We start from the raw sequence: 20,209 nt of genomic DNA on the forward strand, positions 1-20,209 counted from the left end.
CTTCAGGCGACATCCTGAGACGCGGCGAGGACAGGCGCAGCGCTCCGGCGCCGTTCGGTGTTGAGCGCCAGCAGACCGGCGCCGATGATCAGCGCCGCACCGATGGCAGTGGTCGAGCGCGGCACCTCGTCGAAGAACAGGAAGCCCCACAGCGGCGACCAGATGATGCCGGTGTATTCGAAGGTGGCGACGCGGTTGGCGGGCGCCAGCCTGTAGGCCTGCGACAGCAGGATCATGCCGGCCGAAGCGACGAAGCCGCAGGCCGCCATCTTGAGGAAATCCGGTGTCGTCGGCCAGACCCACGGCCGCACCAGGAATTCGAGGCTGGGGTGGACAGCATGGGTTATGCCGGCAAGCCAGAATGTGCCGGCAACCGCAGCGGCGCCGACCAGATAGGCGCCGTTCTGGTAGAAGGCCATGACGGTGGAGGATTCGGTGTCGCCGATCTTGCGCGCCATCAGCTGTGAAAAGCCGTAGAGCAAAGCCGAGCCCAACGAAAGCAGCGCCGCCCAGTCGAACAGGCCGGCGCCCGGGCGCAGCATCACGACCACGCCGAGCATGCCGATCAGCACGGTGGCGAGAGCCTGCCAGGAGACGCGCTCGCCGAGATAGGGCCCGGCCATCGCCATGATGAACAGCGGCGCCATGAAATAGAGCGCCACCGCGTCGGCGAGCGGCAAGGCAGCGATGGCCAGATAGTAGACCGTATAGGAGGAGAACTGGATGAAGGCGCGTATCGTCAGCAGGCCGAACCGCTTCGAGGCGATGGCCCGCAGGCCGACGTCGGCGCGAACGAGAAAGATCAGGATCGGCAAAGCGACGATCGAGCGGATCCACATCACCTCGGTCACGGGATAGCTGGCCGACACCGCCTTGACCAGCGGGTCCTGGAGCGAGAACACCAGCACGCCAAGGCACAGGCTGATGATGCCGAGAACGATCCGGTTGCGCATGTTGTTCTGCCGGCCCTTGCCTTGACTGCCCGCAGCCGCCCGGCCATGGGGTAAAAAGAACCCGCCACCGTTTCGGGCAGCGGGTATGAGTGAGGACTCTTTGATTGGTCCGCAGCCGGTTTCGCGGCGGCATATCCAATGGGTGAGCGGACTATGCTGCGGCGTTTGACATGTTGCAAACGAATTGGAATGATACCAGCGATCAAATTTGCTTATGACGGATTCGATGCGGCCAGCCCTCGACAGCGATCTCCTGCGCACCTTCGTCGCCATTGCCGAAGCGGGCAATTTCACCCGGGCGGCGGAGCAGGCCGGGCGCACCCAGTCGGCGGTGTCGATGCAGATGAAGAAGCTCGAGGAGCTGGTCGGCGACAGCCTGTTCGAACGCGGCTCGCGCGGCGTGGCGCTGACGCGCCGTGGCGGCGAGCTGATCGTCAATGCCCGCCGCATCGTCTCGCTGCTCGACGAGACGGCGGCATCGATGGCGGCGGCACCGCTTGGCGGGCCGGTGCGCATCGGCATTCCCGAGGAATATGGTCACGCCATCCTGTCGCGCGCGCTCGGCGCCTTCTCGAAGCGTCACACCAAGGTCGAGGTCACCGTTCGCTATGCACATTCCGGCGCCCAGCTGGCGGCGCTGGCCGCCGGTGAACTCGACCTCGCCGTGGTGTTCGAATGGCAGGATCCTTCCGGCGGCGAGGTGCTGATGCACGATCCGACAGTGTGGGTGACATCGAGCCTGCATCACATGCATGAGGAGCGGCCGGTGCCGATCGCGCTCTACAACAGAGCCGGCTGGTGCAAGGACTTCGCCATCAAATCGCTGGAGCAGCGTGGGCTGGCCTACCGTGTCGCCTATACCAGCGACACCACCGGCGGCCTGAAGCTCGCCGTCACCTCTGGCCTGGCGATCGCGCCGATCTCGCACAGCAATATTCCGGATGGCTGTCGTGAACTCACCGCCGCTGACGGGTTCGGCCATATCGATTCCTCGAATGTGGTGATGCACCGCAGCCCAAATGCCTCAGGCGAAGCTATCGACGGCATGCAGGAGGCGATCCGCGAGGCGTTCGTCAACCGGCCGGCTTAGTCTGTTGCATCCTCGTAGAAATGCAGGCGATTGCCGAAGGGGTCGCCGACCGACACTTCACGGGTCTGCCACGACGTGGTTTCGAGGCCCGGCCGGGCGTAGCGGTGTCTCTTGCCGATCAGTTCGCGGTGCAATGCCGCGATGTCCTCGACCTTGATGCGCATGGCTATACCCGGCGCGCCGTCGCCATGATGTTCGCTCAGATGCAGGACACAGCCGTCGCGGATTACACCCATGTAGAGCGGCGCATTGTCGTCGAAGCGGTGCTCGAACTCGACCTTGAAGCCGAGAAAGTCGACATAGAATTCGCGTGCCTTGGCGATGTCGAAGATGCGCAGGATGGGCGTGACGGCACCGAGTTTCGGCATGGCGCTGATACCATTCAGTTCGACGGATGTTGCCTTGGAGGCTACTTCAGCTCCAGCAGCCGCTCGAGGTAGCTGCGCTCGATGTCGGGGCTGAGCGCGTTGCCGAGCCGCTTGCGAATCGCCTCGAGAATCTGGCGGGCGCGCTGCACGTCGATCTCGTCGGGCACCTTCACCGAATCGCCGAAATCGGGTCCGCGGCTGGCGCGTGGTCGGCCCAGCGGATCGCGGCCGGCGTCCTGTTGGCGGCCGCCTTCCTGGCTGCCGCCCTGGTCGCCCTGCATCGCCTGCAGCTGCTTCATCATCTCCTTGGCGCCCTTGCGCAGCGCTTCCAGCGCGCGACCCTGGTGGCCGACTGCCTGGTCGCCTTCGCCTTCGCCAAGCGACTTTTCGGCATTGCCCATGGATTTGCCAGCGTCGCCAAACCCTCATTGGGTTGCATGCCCATGCCTTCCAGGCCCTTCTTCAGCTTGTCGAGTTCGCTCTGCAACTGGCCCTGGCCTTCCTGCAGCTGCTTCATCGCATCGGCGAATTCCTGCGGTGTCATCGACTTCGGCCGGGCGAGAGGATCGCGATCCTTGCCGACGCCCGGCTGGTCCGGGTCGTCGCCATTGCCGTCGCCGGGCTGCTGATTATCTCCGCGCTGCATCTGGTCCATGCGGTAGGTGTCGTTCATCATCTCCTGCTGGCGGCGCATGATCTCGCCCAGCTTGTCCATCTGCTGGCGCATCTCGCTGTCCTGCTCGCCGCCCTGCTGCTGACGGCCGGCCTGCAGGTTGTTCATCATGTTTTCCAGCTGCGACAGCAGCTCCTGCGCCTTGTCGCGTTCGCCCGACTTCGCCAGGTTCTCGATCTGGTCCATCATGCGGTCGATATCACTCTGACGCAGCTCGCGACCATTCTGCTGCATCTGCGGCGCCTTCGGGTTCTGCTTGGCGCGCTCGGCGAATTCCTGCAGGAATTCGTTCATCGCCTCGCGCAGTTCCTTCATCGCCTTTTCGATCTCTTCGTCGCTGGCGCCGCGCTTGATGGCGTCCTGCAGCGCCTGCTGGGCCTGGCGGAGCCGCTTTTCGGCGGACGAGAGATTGCCTTCCTCAATGCCGAGCGCGATTTCCCAGAGATAGGCAACCTCGTTGCGCAACTGATCGTCGCTGTCCGACATCTTCAGCCGGCTGCGGGCGCTCATGATGGCGAGGTAATGCGACATGTTGTCGAACGTGTCCTCGGGCCGCAGCGTGATGGCGTCCATCAGGTCGAGCACGCGCGGCTTGGCATTGGCGTCGAGCGCCAGCAGGCGGCGCTGCTCGACCACCGCCCGCGCCAGCGGGTTGGCGAAGGGCCGCTCCGGCATCACAATAGTCTTGGTCTCGCTGGTCGCGGTGTGTCCGGCATCGTCGGTGGCGACAAGCGACAGCTTGATGCTGGCGCCGGCCCAGACGTGTTCGGTGAGGTCCTTGGTGGTCTTGGCGGCGTTCGCCTTGCCGCCGCGGCGCGGCAACGCCAGCGGCAATTCAGGCGGACCGTAGAGCGGATGCGCATCGGGCGCCGCCGGATCGGCCAGCGCGAAAACCGCCTTGGCGGTGGCCGCGCCATAGTCGTCGTCGATCTGGTAGTTGATCTCGAAGGCGCCGTTGACGGCGCGCTTGGGCTCGCCGACGAAGCGGATCGTCGGCGGCTTGTCGGGGATCACCGCGAAGGCCCAGCGACCGAGATCGGCTTCGCCCGACTTCAGCGTCAGCGTGCCGTCGGCGGTCAGCTTGCCGGTGAACTGGCGCAGCTTGGGGGTCGCGGGGTTGACCGCCGCTGCCTTGACGGCCGCCACCTGTGGTCCCGACGGGTCCATGGCGCGAGCATTGCCGCCCTTGTCGGCAAAGCTTAGCGTTTCCTCGCCGGAGCCGCCGGTCACGCGCAGCGAGACGTCGCTGCCTTGCGGCACGGTGAAGGTGGCAACCGCCTGCTTGGCGTTGCCATCGATGACTGGCGCGGTCAAGAAGATGGGCGGCTTGCCGGTATAGGCCGGCGGGGTCACCCAGGCATCGATGCGCGGCGGTACGATGTCGCGCGCCGCATGGGCACTGAAACCATCGGACAGCCTGCCGCCGGACGGTCCGAAGGAAAAGGCAAAAGCGGTGACCAACAGCAGCGCCGCCACGGCACGCAATGCCCACGGATCGCGCTCCGGCACGCGGGTACGCGGCAGGTCGGCGCCAAGGCTGCCGAGCTTGTCGGCCATGCGCTTTTGGTGTTCGCGCCACAATGCCTGTGAAAAGATGCTTTCCTTGCCGCTGGGACGGTCGGTCTGCACCAGCACCGGGCTGTGCTGCAGCTGGTTGGCGGCCTCAATACGGCGGTCGATTTCAGCGGCGGATGGAAGCTTGAAGAAACGCAGCGGATAGAGCGCCGCCAGCGTGGCAATACCGAACGCAGTGACCAGGATAATGCGCGCAATGTCAGGCAGCCGGGGGAAAAGGCCGAGCCAGGAGAGGCTGAGAAACAGGCTGGCGATGATGAGCAGCGGCAGAAGCAGCGGCCAGCCGCGCTCGACCGTCATCGAGACCCGTGTCGCCAGCCGGCTCAGGGCAAGCCGCCCGGCCAGGCTGCGATCGCCACTGGAAATGGGGCGTTCCGTCATCGGCCCTTCCTGCCCGGGCGGGATAGCCCGGACTCAACAAGCAGAAGTTTACCAGCAAACACGGCAAAGGCGAGGCGGTTCCGGAAAACTTGAAAAGCTTTGACGGGTTTGCGTCCCACTTCGTCGAAGCAAGGTTTAGAATTTCGCCGGATCGGTATTCGAGCCGCAGACAAGGACGGCGATCCGCTCGCCCGGCGCCGGCGTGTAGCGGCCGGACAGCAGCGCTGCGAAGGCCGCTGCGCCGCCCGGCTCGGCGATGATCCGCACCCGCTCCCACAGCGCCTTTTGCGCGGCGATGATGGCGTCGTCGGTGACCAGGATGGAGCGTTCGACGAAGGCCTCGGCGATCGGGAACATCATCTCGCCGATGCGTTTGGGCGCCAGCGAATCGGCGGCGACGCCTTCGGCCGGCGCATCGACGGGGTGGCCGGCTTCGAAGGCGCGATGCAGCGTCGGCGCGCCTTCGGGCTCGATGGCGATGATCCTGATGCGGCCGGCAAACCAGGCGGCGATGCCGCCGATCAGGCCGCCGCCGCCGACAGCGACCAGTAGCGTGTCGATGTCGGGCAGGTCGTTTTCGATTTCGAGGCCGAGCGTGCCTTGGCCGACCAATGTTTTCTCCTGGTTGAAGGCATGGATCTGCAGCGCGCCGGTCTTTTCGGCAAAAGCCTCGCTGGCGGCCAGCGCCTCGGCATAGCGGGCGCCGCCGACGATCAGTTCGGCGCCGTAGCCGCGGATGCGCTGCAGCTTGGCCGCCGGGCTGACTTCGGGAACGAAGATCGTCGCCTTGTGGCCAAGCCGCATGGCGGCATAGGCGACCGCAGCACCATGATTGCCGCCCGAAGCCGCAACCACGCCGGCCGCAGGCACCGGGCGTTCGAGCAGATTGGTGAAGGCGCCGCGCGCCTTGAACGAGCCGGAATGCTGCAGGCATTCGAGCTTGAGGTCGACCGCCAGCGGCGGCCGGTCGAAATCGGCCATGTCGACGCGCAGCACCGGCGTGTGCCTGATATAGCGGCGGATGCGCGGTTCCGTCGCGGCAATGCGTTCGCGCGTGACGGTGTTGCCGTTCGTCATGACCATCTCCTTGGGATTGACAGCAATTAGTAACTTGGCAAAATGGCTAAATGCAAGAGGTTGATGTCTTCAAGGCGATCGCCAACGAACGCAGGCTGCAGATCCTCGACTGGCTGAAGGATCCGCAGGCGCATTTCCCGGCCCAGGCAGACGGCGATCTGGTCGAGGACGGCGTTTGCGCGCTGCTGATCGCGGAGAAGCTCGGCATTACTCAGGCGACGCTCTCCGAACATATGCGCGTGCTTACCCAGGCGGGCCTGCTGCGCCCCAAGCGCATCAAGCAATGGACGTTCTACCGCCGCGACGAGGACAGGATCGCCGACACAAGGATGCTCATCCAAAACCGGCTGTAGCGCAGCCGCCGTGGCGGCTCCTATGCAAGCCAGTCGGGCACCGAATCCAGGCCGATCAGCTCGTCATAGGTCTGGCGCCGGCGTACGACATGGAAACGGTCGCCGTCGACCAGAACCTCAGGCACAAGTAGGCGGGTGTTGTAGGTGCCGGATTGCACCGCGCCATAGGCGCCGGCGGTGGTGACGGCAATTAGGTCGCCAGACTTGAGCCGGGGCAGGTCACGGTCGAGGCCGAGATAGTCGCCTGTCTCGCAGACCGGGCCGACGACGTCGACCGCCATGCGCGGCGTGTCGGCCGGCGGCTGCACCACCGGCTTGATGTCGTGGAAGGCATCGTAGAGCGTCGGCCGGATCAGATCGTTCATGGCGGCGTCGACGACGAGGAAGTTCTTGGCGTCGCCTTCCTTCACGAATATCACTTCCGAGACCAGGATGCCGGCATTGCCGACGATCAGCCGGCCCGGCTCGAACATCACCTTCACTCCAAGCTTTGTCAGATGCTTCCTGACGATCTCGGCATAGGCATCGGGCAGAGGCGGCGGGCTGTTGTCGGTGCGGTAGGGGATGCCGAGGCCGCCGCCGAGATCGACATGCTCGACGGCGTGGCCATCGGCGCGCAGCGCGCCGACCAGTTCCGCCAGAAGCGCGAAAGCATCGTCAAAGGGCTGCAACTCGGTGACCTGGCTGCCGATATGGGTATCGATGCCGATGGGCTTGGTGCCCGGCAGCCCGGCCGCGCGGGCATAGACCTGGCGCGCCCTTTGCCAGGGAATGCCGAACTTGTTCTCGGCCTTGCCGGTGGAGATCTTCCTGTGCGTCCTGGCGTCGACATCCGGGTTGATGCGCAGCGAGACCGGCGCCACCTTGCCGAGCGCGGTGGCGCGGGCCGACAGCAACTCCAGCTCCGGCTCGGATTCGACATTGAAGCAGAGAATGCCGGCCTCGAGCGCAAAATCCATTTCGCGCGCGGTCTTGCCGACGCCCGAGAATACGATCTTGCTGGCCGGGATGCCGGCGGCGAGCGCGCGGCGCATTTCGCCTTCCGAGACGGTGTCGGCGCCGGCGCCGAGCTTTGCCAGCGTTCGCAGCACCGCCTGGTTGGAATTCGCCTTCAAGGCGTAACAGACCAGCGTGTCGAGCCCGGCAAAGGCCCCGGCGAACACCCGGTAGTGCCTCGTCAAGGTTGCCGTCGAATAACAATAGAACGGCGTGCCGACGCTTGCGGCGATGTCTGGTATCGCCACGTCCTCGGCATGGAGCACGCCGTCGCGGTAATCGAAATGGTTCACGAGAGTGTTTCCGGAAGTTGGAGCACGAGACCTAGTTAGCACGAGACCTGGTCAGAAAGACCAAGCCGGTCTCATCGGCTCTAGATCAGCGGGTCGAGGATGAACTTCTTGTCCACGACCGGTTTTTCCGGCTCCGGCGGCACCGGCTGTTTGGCGCGCTCGGCGTCCTTGCGGGCCTGGACGGCCGCTTCATAGGGCGTATCGAGACCAGCCTTACGGCCGCAAGCGGTCACGGCAGCCATCGCCGTCAGCAGCGTCAGCGTCACCAAAATCCTGCTTGCGGTCATCGATCCATCCGTCCGAAACTTTATGTGCTGCGCTTTTAACCGAGTTTTAGGCGCATTGCACCCCGGCATCATGCCTTGGCGATGCGCTTTTTCCAGCTGCGGATCTGCTTCCTGACCTCCGACGGCGCCGTGCCGCCGAAACTGGTGCGGCTCTTCACCGAATTCTGCACGGCCAGAACCGAGAAGATGTCTGCCGTGATGCCGGGGTTGATCGACTGCAGATCTTCCAGCGACAGCTTTTCAAGGCTCACCTTCTTCTCTTCGGCCACCGCCACCGCGCGGCCGGTGACATGGTGTGCCTCACGGAAGGGCAGGCCCAGCGTGCGCACCAGCCAGTCGGCGAGGTCGGTCGCGGTCGCGTGGCCCGAGCCGGCGGCCTTCTTCATGGCGGCGGCATTGACCGTCATGTCGCGCACCATGCCGGTCATCGCCGCCAGCATCAGATCGAGCGTCTCGGCGGCGTCGAAGACCGATTCCTTGTCTTCCTGCATGTCCTTGCCGTAGGTCAGCGGCATGCCCTTCATCACCGTCAGCAGCCCGACCAGATGGCCGGTGACGCGGCCGGTCTTGCCGCGCACCAGTTCGGCGGCGTCCGGGTTCTTCTTCTGCGGCATGATCGAGGAGCCGGTGGAGAAGGAATCCGACAGCCTGACAAAGCCGAATTGCGGCGTCGACCAGATGATGATTTCTTCGGCGAGCCGTGACAGATGCGTGGCGCAGATCGCGGCCAGGCTCAAGAACTCCAGCGCGAAATCGCGGTCGGAGACGCTGTCGAGCGAATTGCGCATCGGCTCGCGAAAGCCGAGCGCCTTCGCGGTCTTGTGGCGGTCGATCGGAAAACTGGTGCCGGCAAGCGCTGCCGCGCCGAGCGGGCTTTCATCCATCCGCTCGATGGCATCGCGGGTCCGCGACAGGTCGCGCGAAAACATCTCGACATAGGCCATGCAATGATGGCCGAAGGTCACCGGCTGCGCCGCCTGCATGTGGGTGAAGCCGGGCATCACGGTCGCCGCATGCTCCTCGGCGCGGTCGAGCAAGGCTGAGATCAGCCCCTTCAGCGCCTCGGCGACGCGAAAGCACTCGTCCTTGACCCAAAGCCGGAGATCCACCGCCACCTGGTCGTTGCGTGACCGCGCCGTGTGCAGGCGGCCGGCGGCCGGGCCGATCAGGTCGGCAAGGCGGGCCTCGACGTTCATGTGAATGTCTTCCAGCCGGGTCGAGAACTCGAACGTGCCGGCCTCGATCTCTTTCAGGATCGTGTTCAGCCCGTGAGCGATTTTTTCTTGATCGGCCGCCGAAATAATGCCCGTTTCAGCCAACATCTCGCTGTGGGCGACCGAACCTCTTATGTCTTGGGCATAGAGTTTGCGGTCGAACGAAATCGATGCGTTGATCGCTTCCATGATCGCGGCCGGACCCGAGGCAAAACGTCCGCCCCACATCTGGTTGCTGGCCTTCTTGTCGCTCATCGCTATAACCCGTGCTCCGGAGCAGTCTTAGAAAAATGGCAGACGGTAACAGATACTTCCCGGCCCCGCGCCTGATCCTCGCCGCTTTGCTGGCGGGCGTGCTGGCCGGCGCGGTCGCGGTATATGTCAGCGAGAGCGGGTCTGGCAACAACGCAGCCACCGGCAGCGCACCTGCGGCCGGCGCGGGCAACAGCAAGGACGACGTCGCCTGCGCCGCCAAGAGCGACCGCGCCAAAAAAGTTGCCGCCGCGGCCACCGGCCAGGTTGCGGCATTGCTGCCCGCCGATCCGCCGCAATCGCTGGAAAGTCTCGCCTTCAACGGTCCCGACGGCAAGCCGATGACGCTCGCCGATCATGCCGGCAAGACCGTGCTGCTCAATCTGTGGGCAACGTGGTGCGCGCCCTGCCGCGCCGAAATGCCGGCGCTCGACGCCTTGCAGAAGGAAAAGGGCAGCGATGCCTTCGAAGTGGTCGCGGTCAATGTCGATGCCGGCGACGATGTGAAGCCCAAGAAGTTCCTCGCCGATATCGGCATCGGGTCGCTCGGCTACTACCGCGATTCGACGCTGGCGCTGTTCAACGACGTCAAGACGCGTGGCTTGGCGCTAGGCCTCCCCGTCACCATGCTGATCGATGGCGAAGGCTGCCTGATCGCGCATATGAACGGACCGGCCGAATGGTCAGGACCGGATGCCAAGCGCCTGGTCGAGGCCGCACTCGCCCCTTAGAGCGGTTCACCGTTTCGTCGAAACGGCCCGCGCTAACTTTTTTGTTTCGACGCAATTTCGGACGGAAAACCGTTTCACACTTTTCCTGAAATTGCTCTAGGCTGAGCGCAGGGCCGCCGCCGGCGGCAGCATCAAGATGCTGCCGCCGCGTTGTTTGACGCCGGCGTCGTCTTGTGCCGCCGGTGCCGCTACGCCGGTCAATTCGCTGAACGCCTCGATCGGGCTGGGCCGGCCTAGATAGTAGCCCTGGCCGATCTCGCAGGCCTCGGCGTCGAGGAATTTCAGCTCGCCCAGCGTCTCGACGCCCTCGGCCAGAACCGGCAGGCCGAGACCGCGGCCAAGCCCCAGAACGGCGCGCACGATGGCTGCCACCTGGCCGTTGCTGTCGACTGATTTGATGAATGAGCCGTCGATCTTGATCTTGTCGAAGGGGAAGGCGCGGAGATTGGACAGCGAGGAGTAGCCGGTGCCGAAATCGTCCATCGCCACACGCACGCCAAGCGCCTTCACCTGGCGCAAGGTCGCCAGCGCGCGCGGCATGTCCTTGACCAGCGCCGTTTCGGTGATCTCGAGTTCGAGCCTGCCGGGCGTCAGGCCGGAGCCGAGCAGGACTTCATGCACCTTGCGGCTGAAATTCGGATTGTGGAGCTGCACCGCCGAGACATTGACCGCGACGGTGAGAGGGTTCTTCCAGCGCGCAGCCTCGGCGCAGGCCGTCGCCAGCACCCATTCGCCGATCTGGATGATGACGCCGCTGTCTTCGGCCACCGGGATGAAGGTCGCCGGCGACACGTCGCCGCGCTGCGGATGGCGCCAGCGGATCAGCGCTTCGAACCCGACCATCCGCCCGCTGCTGATCTCCTTTTGTGGCTGGTAGACGAGGCGAAACTCATCGCGCGCCATGGCCTGGCGCAGTTCGTGCTCCATCACGCGCCGGTCTCGCGCCTCGGCGCCCATCGAGGCCTCGAAGTAACGGTAAGTGTCCTTGCCCTCGGCCTTGGCGCGGTAGAGCGCGGTGTCGGCGTGGCTGACCAGGAGTGTCGGCTCATCGGCGTCGAGCGGATAAAGTGCAATGCCGATGCTGGCCGACACCAGCCCGCCACCGACCGACAGCCGGTTTTCCTCGCGCATGGCCGCCAGCACCGCCTCGGCGATGCGGCCGGCCGCCTGCGGATCGGGAAGGTTCGGAGCGATGATGGCGAACTCGTCGCCGCCGAGACGCGCCAGCATCTGTCCGTGGCGGAGCACGGCGGAGGCGCATAGCGCCACCTTCTGCAGCATGGCATCGCCGGCGCCATGCCCGAACAGGTCGTTCACTTCCTTGAAGCGGTCGAGGTCGAGCAGCAGCAGCGCAAGATGCCCACCCTTGCCGCCGCGGTCCATTGCGGCAATTTCGGCCTCGAGCCGGCCGGAGAAACTGCGGCGGTTGGGGAGCCCGGTCAGCGGGTCGAAATGGGCGAGGCGCAGGATCTCCTGCTCGGCCTTCCTGCGTTCGCGGATGTCGCGCACGGCGACCACGCTGTGCCGCTTGCCGCAATAGTCGATGCTTCTGGCGATAAGTTCGACGGGGATGGTGGCGCCGTCATGGGCTCTGAGTTCGGCTTCCTGTGCCTGTCCGCTGCAGTCGGACATGCCGGCCGCGGTGCGTTCGCCGAAGAGGTCGCCAAGCAGCATCGCGTTCAGCACTTCCGGCGCAATGCCGGTGAGTGCCGCGATGCTGTCATTGGCGCTGACGATGCGGGCGCCGTCGCAGACGATCAGCCCCTCGACGGCGGCGTTGGCGAGGCCGTGCATGCGCTCGGCCTCGAGCTTGTGACGCCGGAAGCGAAGGTCGATCCACAATGCTGCGGCTGAAAGCACCAGGATAGCCATGCTGACTGCAGCGGCGGCGAAGGCCTGCGACACCGGTTCGACCGTGAACTGCGATATCTCGATGGAGGAGTCCGGGAAGATCGACACCGCGCCCATGGCGATGAAGTGCAGGCTGCAGATCGCCAGCGTCAACAGGATGGCGGCGGCGATTGTGGCCTGCATGGACGGCCGTCGCAACACGACCAGCAGCGCCAGCGCGGCGAGGGTGACGCCTGTCAGCACCGAGACGCCGACCAGCAGCGGGTTCCAGACGATGCGCCCTTCGACCTCGAAGGCGGCCATGCCGATATAGTGCATGGCGGCGATACCAGCGCCGAGGACCGCGCCGCCGACCAGAGGGTAGTCGATGCCCCGGCGCAAGGTGGCGATCCACATGCCCGCAGCGGTCAGGGCGACGGAACCGGCGAGCGAAAGCGCCGACATTTCCGTATTGTAGGCGTTGGGGATTCCGGGAGAAAAGGCAAGCATTGCGATGAAATGCGTCGCCCAGATACCGAAGCCGGTGGAAGTGGCTGCTATCATCAGCCAGGTATAGCGGTTGCGCTCGCTCGAGCGGTCGACATGGCGAAGCAGGTTGACCGCCGAGAAGGAAGAAATACCGCAAATGAGCGCTGCCAGTGCGACCAGTCTCAGATCGTGCTCATGCACGATACAATTATAGACCGTCAGCATCTCGCCCCACCTGCTCTCCCACAGCAATCAAGCCGTCCACTTGATTAGTATGCCACGCTTGACGAAGAATCGGTTATGCGAACTACAACTACAGCGGGTTTTTCGGGTTGTATGTTGCGGCGATCCTGTTCTCATTCCAGACGCACGGTTACAGCAGCGCCTGGCGCGATGCCGCTCGGCCGATCTCGATCTGGCCGAGCGCCGGTTTGGCGGCCGCACGGTGCAGGTGCGTGGCGCTGTCACGCGGGCCCTTCACGCATCGCTGGGCGGTCGGCGATCCTTGCAGGCCCACCATGCCCCATTCTATCGCTGAGCCGGCTTGGCATTTCTCTCTGTCCTCGTTGCAAGGCGAGGGGGCGCGAAGTTAGCCGGGTATGAAATTCACGAAACAGCAACAAATCCGTTGTCCGATTGTCATCAGCGACACATATTGCGTTCGCGGGAGCGCCCCTTTCGCCAATGACAAACGGGAGATGAAACATGAAGTTGTTCGGCTTTGCGGCCGGTGTTGCCGCCACCTTGACCCTGCTTTCCACCACCTCCGCCTTCACCGCCACCCAGATCAGTTGGTGGCATGCAATGACCGGCGCCAATGCCGAGGTGGTCGACAAGATCGCCAAGGATTTCAATGCCAGCCAGAGCGACTATGAAATTCTCCCTGTTTTCAAGGGCACCTATCCCGAAACGCTGAATGCCGGCATCGCTGCCTTTCGTGCGGGGCAAGCGCCCGACATCATCCAGGTGTTCGACGTGGGTACCGGCGTCATGATGGCCGCCGAAGGTGCGATCAAGCCGGTGGCCGATGTGCTGACCAGCGCCGGCGTGACCTTCGACAAGAGCCAGTATTTGCCCGGCATCGTCGGCTACTATTCGAAGCCGGACGGGACCATGCTGTCCTTCCCCTATAATTCCTCGTCGCCCATCCTCTACTACAACAAGGATATCTTCCAGAAGGCCGGGCTTGATGTGAACAATCCGCCAAAGACCTGGAACGAGGTGTGGGAAGCCGCCAAGAAGATCAAGGCGAGCGGCGCCGCTTCCTGCGGCTATACCTCGACGTGGTTGACCTGGATCCACCTTGAGGCCTTCGCGGCCTGGAACGACGTTTCCTATGGCACCAACCAGAACGGACTTGCCGGAACCGACGTCGAGCTCAAGATCAATGCGCCGATCTTCGTCAATCATTTCCAGGCGCTCGCCGACCTGGCCAAGGACGGCACCTTCAAATATGGCGGCCGTACATCCGAAGCCAAGCAGATCTTTCTTGCCGGAGAATGCGGCATCTTCACCGAATCGTCGGGGGGTCTCGGTGACATCGTCAAGTCGGGCATGAACTACGGCATCGGCCAGCTTCCCTATGATAGTGACGCCAAGGGCGCGCCCCAGAACACCACGCCGGGCGGCGCCAGCCTGTGGGTGTTCGGCAACAAATCGGACGAGGAATACAAGGGCGTCGCGGCGTTCTTCTCCTACCTGTCCAAGACCGAAGTGCAGGAGTATCTGCACCAGAAGTCGGGTTATCTGCCGGTGACGCTCGCTGCCTATGAGGCGACCAAGAAGTCCGGCTTCTATGACAAGAACCCGGGCCGTGAGACGCCGATCCTGCAGATGCTGGGCAAGGCGCCGACCGAGAACTCGAAGGGCGTGCGCCTCGTCAACCTGCCGCAGGTGCGCGACATCGAGAATGAGGAGTTCGAGAAGATGCTGGCCGGCCAGCAGACTGCGCAGCAGGCGCTCGACAACGCGGTCGCACGCGGCAACAAGGCGATTCAGGAAGCGATCGGAAACTGAAGCGATTTGTCAGTTGAACCTCGTCCACGCGGACCCGCGTGGACGATTTCCTGAATAGCGAGGGAATCACCCTGTCTCCACGCGTCGTCTTCCCCAACAAGACCCTGCCTTACCTGCTGGTGGCGCCGCAACTCGCCATTACGCTGATCTTTTTCTACTGGCCGACCGGGCAGGCGCTCTACCAGTCGATGCTTAGGGAAGACCCGTTCGGGCTGAAGAGCAAGTTCGTCGGGCTCGCCAACTTTCGCAAGGTGCTGGCCGACCCGGCCTACCTCAACTCGATCAAAGTCACGCTGGTGTTCTCTCTGGCGACCGCGATCGTCGCCATGGGTGTGGCCCTGTTGCTTGCCGTCATGGCCGAGAAGGTGGTGCGCGGCAGAGGCCTTTATCGCACGCTGCTGATCTGGCCGTATGCGGTGGCGCCGGCGATTGCCGGCATGTTGTGGCTGTTTCTGTTCAACCCCTCGATCGGTTCGCTGGCCTACGCCTTGAGAGGTCTCGGCATCGCCTGGGATCCCTTGCTTAACGGAAACCAAGCCATGATCCTGCTGGTATCTGCGGCTGCCTGGAAGCAGATCAGCTACAATTTCCTGTTCTTCGTCGCCGGGCTGCAGGCGGTGCCGAAGACGTTGATAGAGGCGGCGGCCATGGACGGCGCCGGGGAGACGAAGCGCTTCTGGACCATCGTCTTCCCGCTGCTCGCACCGACGACCTTCTTCCTGCTGGTCGTCAACACTGTCTATGCGCTGTTCGACACTTTCGGTATCGTTCATGCCGTCACCGGCGGCGGGCCAGGCAAGGCCACCGAGACGCTGGTCTACAAGGTCTACAATGACGGTTTCGTCAATTTGATCCTCGGCGATTCGGCCGCGCAGTCGGTCATCCTGATGGTCATCGTCATCTCACTCACGGCCATCCAGTTCCGCTATGTGGAACGCAAAGTCCACTACGGTTGAGCGCGAGCGATGATTGGTCAGTCCCCGCTTCGCGCCCTCATCGCCCACGCCGTGCTCATCCTGGGCATCCTGATCGTCGCTTTCCCGATCTACTACACCTTCGTTGCCTCCACGCAGACGCTGCAGACCATCCTCAAGCCGCCATTGCCTCTTTTGCCCGGCGACCAGGTCTGGAACAATTACAGCGAGGCGCTGTTCGGCGGTGTCGGCCGCATCGGCGGCGTCAGTGTCGGCCGATTGCTGCTCAACACCACGATCATGGCGCTCGGCATCGCGGTGGGGAAGATTTTCATCTCGATCCTTTCGGCCTATGCGATCGTGTTCTTCCGTTTTCCGCTTCGGATGGTCTTCTTCTGGCTGATCTTCATCACACTGATGCTTCCCGTCGAGGTGCGCATCCTGCCGACCTACAAGGTGATGGTCGATCTCGGCATGATCGACACCTATGCCGGCCTGATCATTCCGCTGATCGCCTCGGCCACCGCCACGCTTCTGTTTCGCCAGTTCTTCATGACCATCCCAGGTGAGTTGGTGGAAGCGGCGCGTGTCGACGGCGCCGGACCATGGCGCTTCTTTTTCGACATCCTGCTGCCGCTGTCGCGCACCAACATCGCAGCACTGTTCGTCATCCTCTTCATCTATGGCTGGACGCAGTACCTGTGGCCGCTGCTCGTCACCAACAGCAACGACATGAACACCATCGTCATCGCACTTAGAAAGATGGTCTCCTTCGCCGATGCCGATACCCAATGGCATCTGGTCATGGTCACCGCGATGCTGGCCATACTGCCGCCGATCCTGATCGTGGTGCTGATGCAACGCTGGTTCGTGCGCGGACTTGTCGATTCCGAAAAGTGAGAAGCCGATGGCGACCGTCGATCTGAAGGATGTGAAGAAAGTCTATCCCGGCGGCGTCGAGGCGGTGAGGGGTGTCTCCATCGCCATTCCCGACAAGGAGCTTTGCGTGCTGGTTGGGCCGTCCGGCTGCGGCAAGTCCACGCTGCTGCGGATGATCGCCGGGCTTGAGACCATTTCTTCCGGCACCGTCGCCATCGACGGCAAGATCGTCAACACGATCGGTCCGACCGAGCGCGACATCGCCATGGTGTTCCAGAACTATGCGCTCTATCCACATATGAAGGTCTACGACAACATGGCCTACGGGTTGCGCAACCGGGGTACTCCCAAGGACGAGATCGACAGCAGGGTTCGCTCGACCGCCAAGGTGCTGGAGCTCACGGCGCTGCTCGACCGGCGCCCGCGCGAGCTTTCCGGCGGCCAGCGCCAGCGCGTGGCCATGGGTCGCGCAATCGTGCGCAATCCAAAAGTCTTCCTGTTCGACGAACCGCTTTCCAACCTCGACGCCAAACTGCGCGGCCAGATGCGGGTCGAAATCAAGAATTTGCAGCGCTCGCTCGGTGTCACCTCGGTCTACGTCACCCACGACCAGCTTGAGGCGATGACGCTGGCCGATATTCTCGTCGTCATGAATGGCGGGTTGGTCGAGCAGACGGGCGCGCCGCTCGACATCTACGAGAAGCCGGCATCGACCTTCGTCGCCTCCTTCATCGGAGCGCCGCCGATGAACCTTCTGCCTCTTTCGCAAGGACCGGCTGGTCCGGCGCTGACCGACGGCAAGACGGTTGACTTCGCGCCTACGAACGCCGCCACGCTTGGCTTCCGCCCTGAGGATGCCGACGTCACCTTCAGTGCCGAGGCATCATCCGGCGCGCTTATTCTGCCTGCGGCGGTCGAGGCGGTCGAACCTGTGGGAGCCGAAAGCTTTCTTCACTGTGCCGCCGGCGGCAACCGCATCGTCGTGCGTGTGGCCGGCCGCGCCACGGCCAAACCCGGCGATCAACTGCGCGTCGTGGCCAGGGCCGAGAAGCTGCATTGGTTCGACAATGCTGGGAAACGAGTCGATTGACGCAGCCGCTCGCGCCAATCCGACGCATCGGCAGTTCAGGCGAAGACATGCGCCTTGCCGGAAACTGTCAGGCGCACGATCTCGCCGACGGAAGGCGCGTCGATTCCCGGCTTGCGTAAGGTCAGCGGTGTGCTGCCGATCGCCGCGGCGTCCGGCGGATCGGGGTTGTTCAACAGCCGCACGGCAATGGTGCACATCGAGCCTGCGAATTCCGAGTCCGTCACCTCGGCGAATATCGTGCCCGCAGGACCCGACATGCCTTCGCGCGACGTGCGCTTTACCTGCACCTGCTCCGGTCGCAGCATGATGCGGGCGATGTCGCGCCGCTCCTTCGAGTCGACGGCTATGCGACCAAGCGAGGAGGTGGCGAAGCCGCCTGAAATCTTTGCCGGCAAGATGATGGCGTCGCCAAGAAACTCGGCAACCATGCGGTCTTTCGGCTGCAGATAGAGTTCTCGCGGTGTGCCGATCTGAGAGAACTTTCCGTCGCGCATGACCGCCACCTGGCTGGCGAAGGACAGCGCCTCGGCCTGGTCGTGGGTGACCAGGATGGTGGTGATGCCGGCGGCTTCGAGTAGTTCGGCGACCGCCTTGCGCATCGAGGCGCGCAGACCGGTGTCGAGCGCCGAGAACGGTTCGTCGAGAAGCATCAGCCTGGGCTTCATCGCCATGGCGCGGGCCAGCGCCACGCGCTGCTGCTGGCCGCCGGAGAGCTGGTGCGGGCGGCGCTTGAGGATCGCCTTGTCCAGCCCGACGGTATAGGCGAGCTCGGCGATGCGCTCGGCGCGCTGGTCCTCGCCGCGGGCCATGCCAAAGCCGATATTGTCGCCGATGCTGAGATGCGGGAACAGGGCGCCGTCCTGCGCCACCAGGCCGATGCCGCGGCGGTGCGCCGGCACCGCTTGGCCGCCATTGGCCAGCACCTCGCCGTCGAGCACGACGCGGCCCTGGTCGGGCGCCTCGAAGCCGGCGATCAGCCGCAGCAACGTCGTCTTGCCGCAGCCGGACGGGCCGACGATCGCGGTGCGACTGCCGCTTGCGGCGCTGAGCTCGATGCCGGCAAGGGCTGCGACCGGGCCGTAGTGCTTGGTGAGGCCACTGATTTCGAGAAAGCTCATCGCCCGGCCATCCGTTTCGACTGGACATAGAGCAGCCAGGTCAGCGGCAGCGACATCGTCACCATGATGAAGGCGTAAGGGGCGGCCGACGCATAGTCGATCTCGCCGCTATAGGACCAGAACGCCATGGCCAGCGTGCGCGTGCCGTTGGGCGCCAGCATCTGGGTGGCGGTCAGCTCGTTCATGATGCCGAGCGCGACCAGCGCCATGCCGGCCGCAGCCCCCGGCGCCGACAGGCGAATCGTTGTCGACCAAAGCGCCTTCAGCGGCGGCCGGCCAAGGCTGGCGGCGGCGCGTTCGAGCTCGACCGGCGCCTGTGCGATCGAGGCTCTGAGGCTGATCAAGGCGCGCGGCAGGAACATCAGCGCATAGGCGACCAGGATTGTGAACAGCGTCTGGTAGAGCGGCATGGCGATGCGCACGGTAATGGTGACCAAGGCCAGCGCGATGACCACGCCGGGCAGCGAACCGACAATGTAGTTGCAGCCTTCGAGCAGCCGCTGCAGCGGTCCCGGCGCGCGGATCGAGATCCAGGCCATCGGCATGGCGGCGATGGTCGCAAGCAAGGCGCCGGCCAGCGCCAGGAACAGCGTCTGGCCAAGCGCCAGGCCGATCTCGTCCAAACGCCAGACATCGGCGCCGCCGGCGACCAGCCAGCGGCCGATGGTGACGAAGGGCACGCCGATGGCGAGAAGCGTGGCGATGGCAGGCAGAGCCAGGCAGGGCAGGGTGGCGCGACCGAGCCTGGTGCGCTGCTGGCGGCGCGCGGCACCCGAGCCTACGCGGGCATAGCGTTCCTCGCCGCGCACCAGCACCTCCAGCGCGAGCAGCACGAAGCAGCAAGTCACCAGGACGCCGGCCAGCATGTTGGCGGCGGGACCGTTGAAGGTCGACTGGAACTGGTCGACGATCGCCGTGGTGAAAGTGTCGAAGCGGATGAAGACGTAGAGGCCGTATTCGGCCAGCAGATGCAGGCCGACCAGCAGCGCGCCGCCGCAAATGGCCAGTCTCAGCTGCGGCAGCACGACACGCCAAAACACCCGCCATGGTCCAAGGCCGAGTGCTGCGGCTGCGTCCTCCAAAGCAGGATCGAGCCGGCGCAGAGCCGCCGCCAGCGGCAGATAGAGGAACGGGAAATAGGCGAGAACCGAGACCAGCACGCCGGCCCACAGGCCGTGCAAGGTCGGCACCATGGTGATCCAGGCGTAGGAATGCACGAAGGCGGGGATGGCGAGCGGCGCCACCGACAGCCAAGCCCACAGGCCGGCGCCGGGCAGGTCGCTGCGCTCGGTCAGCCATGCCAGCGTCACCGACAGCACGGTGGCGATCGGCACGGTGAGCGCCACCAGAAGCACGGTGTTGACCAGAAGTTCGCCGACGCGCGGCCGAAAGATCAGAGCCGAGACGGTGTCCCAGCCCGTCTGCACACCGATCCAGATGATGAACGCCAGCGGCAGCAGCGACAGCAGCGAGACGATTATGGCGGCAAGCGCGATCCAGGACATGGGCTTCCGGCGGGACCGCCCGACTGTCTGGCCTGAACGTGCGAGATCGACCGCAGTTTGCATCAGCTCGACCGCGCCACTGCCGCCGGGGCGGGGGCGCCGCAGGCGCGGCCGGAAACGCAATG

The 20,209-nt window shown here is 64.4% G+C and carries 17 protein-coding genes and 1 pseudogene; 7 read left to right on the forward strand and 11 right to left on the reverse strand.

Annotation, left to right across the window (positions count from 1 at the left end):
- Positions 1-2: 2 nt before the first annotated feature.
- The gene (locus NL532_RS07160; RefSeq protein WP_023828406.1) at positions 3-953 is read right to left on the reverse strand and encodes a DMT family transporter; all 951 of its coding nucleotides are present in this window, start codon (positions 951-953) and stop codon (positions 3-5) included.
- A gap of 226 nt (positions 954-1,179) precedes the next feature.
- Here NL532_RS07160 and NL532_RS07165 point away from each other — a divergent pair, with 226 nt between their 5' ends.
- Positions 1,180-2,043, forward strand: coding sequence for a LysR family transcriptional regulator (locus tag NL532_RS07165; RefSeq protein WP_023726969.1), 864 nt, complete (start codon positions 1,180-1,182; stop codon positions 2,041-2,043).
- On the opposite strand, the gene NL532_RS07170 is transcribed toward NL532_RS07165, so the two are convergent.
- The 3 genes and pseudogenes from NL532_RS07170 to NL532_RS07180 all read right to left on the reverse strand — a co-directional run bounded on the left by NL532_RS07170 (position 2,040) and on the right by NL532_RS07180 (position 6,117).
- Complete coding sequence (locus tag NL532_RS07170) at positions 2,040-2,411, reverse strand: glyoxalase superfamily protein (protein ID WP_023828407.1); 372 nt, start codon at positions 2,409-2,411, stop codon at positions 2,040-2,042. The two genes, NL532_RS07165 and NL532_RS07170, sit on opposite strands and share 4 nt — an antisense overlap.
- Before the next feature lie 41 nt (positions 2,412-2,452).
- Positions 2,453-5,040 (reverse strand): annotated as a pseudogene (locus NL532_RS07175) (TIGR02302 family protein).
- 135 nt (positions 5,041-5,175) lie between these two features.
- Complete coding sequence (locus tag NL532_RS07180; RefSeq protein WP_023828409.1) at positions 5,176-6,117, reverse strand: threonine/serine dehydratase; 942 nt, start codon at positions 6,115-6,117, stop codon at positions 5,176-5,178.
- Between the two features lie 50 nt (positions 6,118-6,167).
- Here NL532_RS07180 and NL532_RS07185 point away from each other — a divergent pair, with 50 nt between their 5' ends.
- Positions 6,168-6,470 carry an ArsR/SmtB family transcription factor gene (locus NL532_RS07185; RefSeq protein WP_023694025.1) on the forward strand — a complete coding sequence of 101 codons (303 nt, stop codon included), beginning with the start codon at positions 6,168-6,170 and terminating at the stop codon, positions 6,468-6,470.
- A 20-nt stretch (positions 6,471-6,490) separates the two neighbouring features.
- On the opposite strand, the gene lysA is transcribed toward NL532_RS07185, so the two are convergent.
- From lysA to argH, 3 genes are all read right to left on the reverse strand, one after another.
- Positions 6,491-7,759, reverse strand: a complete 1,269-nt coding sequence (gene lysA / locus NL532_RS07190; protein ID WP_023748497.1) for a diaminopimelate decarboxylase — start codon at positions 7,757-7,759, stop codon at positions 6,491-6,493.
- 80 nt (positions 7,760-7,839) lie between these two features.
- Positions 7,840-8,046: a hypothetical protein gene (locus tag NL532_RS07195; RefSeq protein ID WP_023673325.1), complete on the reverse strand. Its 207-nt coding sequence runs from the start codon at positions 8,044-8,046 to the stop codon at positions 7,840-7,842.
- A 68-nt stretch (positions 8,047-8,114) separates the two neighbouring features.
- Positions 8,115-9,515: an argininosuccinate lyase gene (argH, locus tag NL532_RS07200; RefSeq protein ID WP_023828410.1), complete on the reverse strand. Its 1,401-nt coding sequence runs from the start codon at positions 9,513-9,515 to the stop codon at positions 8,115-8,117.
- A 35-nt stretch (positions 9,516-9,550) separates the two neighbouring features.
- Here argH and tlpA point away from each other — a divergent pair, with 35 nt between their 5' ends.
- Positions 9,551-10,243, forward strand: a complete 693-nt coding sequence (gene tlpA, locus NL532_RS07205) for a thiol:disulfide interchange protein TlpA (protein ID WP_023734604.1) — start codon at positions 9,551-9,553, stop codon at positions 10,241-10,243.
- A 96-nt stretch (positions 10,244-10,339) separates the two neighbouring features.
- On the opposite strand, the gene NL532_RS07210 is transcribed toward tlpA, so the two are convergent.
- Both NL532_RS07210 and NL532_RS07215 read right to left on the reverse strand, forming a co-directional pair.
- The gene (locus NL532_RS07210) at positions 10,340-12,787 is read right to left on the reverse strand and encodes a bifunctional diguanylate cyclase/phosphodiesterase (protein ID WP_023698706.1); all 2,448 of its coding nucleotides are present in this window, start codon (positions 12,785-12,787) and stop codon (positions 10,340-10,342) included.
- A gap of 148 nt (positions 12,788-12,935) precedes the next feature.
- On the reverse strand, positions 12,936-13,082 hold the full coding sequence (locus tag NL532_RS07215; RefSeq protein WP_023685332.1) for a hypothetical protein: 147 nt from the start codon (positions 13,080-13,082) through the stop codon (positions 12,936-12,938).
- 185 nt (positions 13,083-13,267) lie between these two features.
- Here NL532_RS07215 and ugpB point away from each other — a divergent pair, with 185 nt between their 5' ends.
- The 4 genes from ugpB (at position 13,268) to NL532_RS07235 (ending at position 17,461) form a co-directional block, all read left to right on the forward strand.
- Positions 13,268-14,578, forward strand: a complete 1,311-nt coding sequence (gene ugpB, locus NL532_RS07220; RefSeq protein ID WP_023726977.1) for a sn-glycerol-3-phosphate ABC transporter substrate-binding protein UgpB — start codon at positions 13,268-13,270, stop codon at positions 14,576-14,578.
- A gap of 71 nt (positions 14,579-14,649) precedes the next feature.
- The gene (ugpA, locus tag NL532_RS07225) at positions 14,650-15,534 is read left to right on the forward strand and encodes a sn-glycerol-3-phosphate ABC transporter permease UgpA (protein ID WP_023686696.1); all 885 of its coding nucleotides are present in this window, start codon (positions 14,650-14,652) and stop codon (positions 15,532-15,534) included.
- Positions 15,535-15,543: 9 nt separating this feature from the next.
- On the forward strand, positions 15,544-16,392 hold the full coding sequence (gene ugpE, locus NL532_RS07230) for a sn-glycerol-3-phosphate ABC transporter permease UgpE (protein WP_023698704.1): 849 nt from the start codon (positions 15,544-15,546) through the stop codon (positions 16,390-16,392).
- Positions 16,393-16,399: 7 nt separating this feature from the next.
- Positions 16,400-17,461 (forward strand): sn-glycerol-3-phosphate import ATP-binding protein UgpC, encoded by a 1,062-nt coding sequence (locus NL532_RS07235; protein WP_023742882.1) that lies wholly within the window; start codon positions 16,400-16,402, stop codon positions 17,459-17,461.
- Positions 17,462-17,496: 35 nt separating this feature from the next.
- Here the strand turns inward: NL532_RS07235 and NL532_RS07240 are convergent, their stop codons facing one another.
- On the reverse strand, positions 17,497-18,579 hold the full coding sequence (locus tag NL532_RS07240) for an ABC transporter ATP-binding protein (protein WP_023826261.1): 1,083 nt from the start codon (positions 18,577-18,579) through the stop codon (positions 17,497-17,499).
- Positions 18,576-20,147 (reverse strand): ABC transporter permease, encoded by a 1,572-nt coding sequence (locus tag NL532_RS07245; protein ID WP_023828411.1) that lies wholly within the window; start codon positions 20,145-20,147, stop codon positions 18,576-18,578. Before NL532_RS07245 ends, NL532_RS07240 begins: the two co-directional genes overlap by 4 nt.
- Positions 20,148-20,209 lie beyond the last annotated feature (62 nt).

Source organism: Mesorhizobium sp. C120A (assembly GCF_030323105.1).
Classification (GTDB): domain Bacteria; phylum Pseudomonadota; class Alphaproteobacteria; order Rhizobiales; family Rhizobiaceae; genus Mesorhizobium.

Bases quoted from the DNA above. Each gene is read 5' to 3' on its own strand.
- NL532_RS07165 (WP_023726969.1), top strand. From the start codon at position 1,180: ATGCGGCCAGCCCTCGACAGCGATCTCCTGCGCACCTTCGTCGCCATT.
- ugpE (WP_023698704.1), top strand. From the start codon at position 15,544: ATGATTGGTCAGTCCCCGCTTCGCGCCCTCATCGCCCACGCCGTGCTC.
- argH (WP_023828410.1), bottom strand. From the start codon at position 9,515: ATGAGCGACAAGAAGGCCAGCAACCAGATGTGGGGCGGACGTTTTGCC.
- NL532_RS07180 (WP_023828409.1), bottom strand. From the start codon at position 6,117: ATGACGAACGGCAACACCGTCACGCGCGAACGCATTGCCGCGACGGAA.
- NL532_RS07210 (WP_023698706.1), bottom strand. From the start codon at position 12,787: ATGCTGACGGTCTATAATTGTATCGTGCATGAGCACGATCTGAGACTG.
- tlpA (WP_023734604.1), top strand. From the start codon at position 9,551: ATGGCAGACGGTAACAGATACTTCCCGGCCCCGCGCCTGATCCTCGCC.
- NL532_RS07245 (WP_023828411.1), bottom strand. From the start codon at position 20,147: ATGCAAACTGCGGTCGATCTCGCACGTTCAGGCCAGACAGTCGGGCGG.
- NL532_RS07160 (WP_023828406.1), bottom strand. From the start codon at position 953: ATGCGCAACCGGATCGTTCTCGGCATCATCAGCCTGTGCCTTGGCGTG.
- NL532_RS07170 (WP_023828407.1), bottom strand. From the start codon at position 2,411: ATGCCGAAACTCGGTGCCGTCACGCCCATCCTGCGCATCTTCGACATC.
- NL532_RS07185 (WP_023694025.1), top strand. From the start codon at position 6,168: ATGCAAGAGGTTGATGTCTTCAAGGCGATCGCCAACGAACGCAGGCTG.
- NL532_RS07240 (WP_023826261.1), bottom strand. From the start codon at position 18,579: ATGAGCTTTCTCGAAATCAGTGGCCTCACCAAGCACTACGGCCCGGTC.
- NL532_RS07215 (WP_023685332.1), bottom strand. From the start codon at position 13,082: ATGGTGGGCCTGCAAGGATCGCCGACCGCCCAGCGATGCGTGAAGGGC.
- ugpB (WP_023726977.1), top strand. From the start codon at position 13,268: ATGAAGTTGTTCGGCTTTGCGGCCGGTGTTGCCGCCACCTTGACCCTG.
- NL532_RS07235 (WP_023742882.1), top strand. From the start codon at position 16,400: ATGGCGACCGTCGATCTGAAGGATGTGAAGAAAGTCTATCCCGGCGGC.
- NL532_RS07195 (WP_023673325.1), bottom strand. From the start codon at position 8,046: ATGACCGCAAGCAGGATTTTGGTGACGCTGACGCTGCTGACGGCGATG.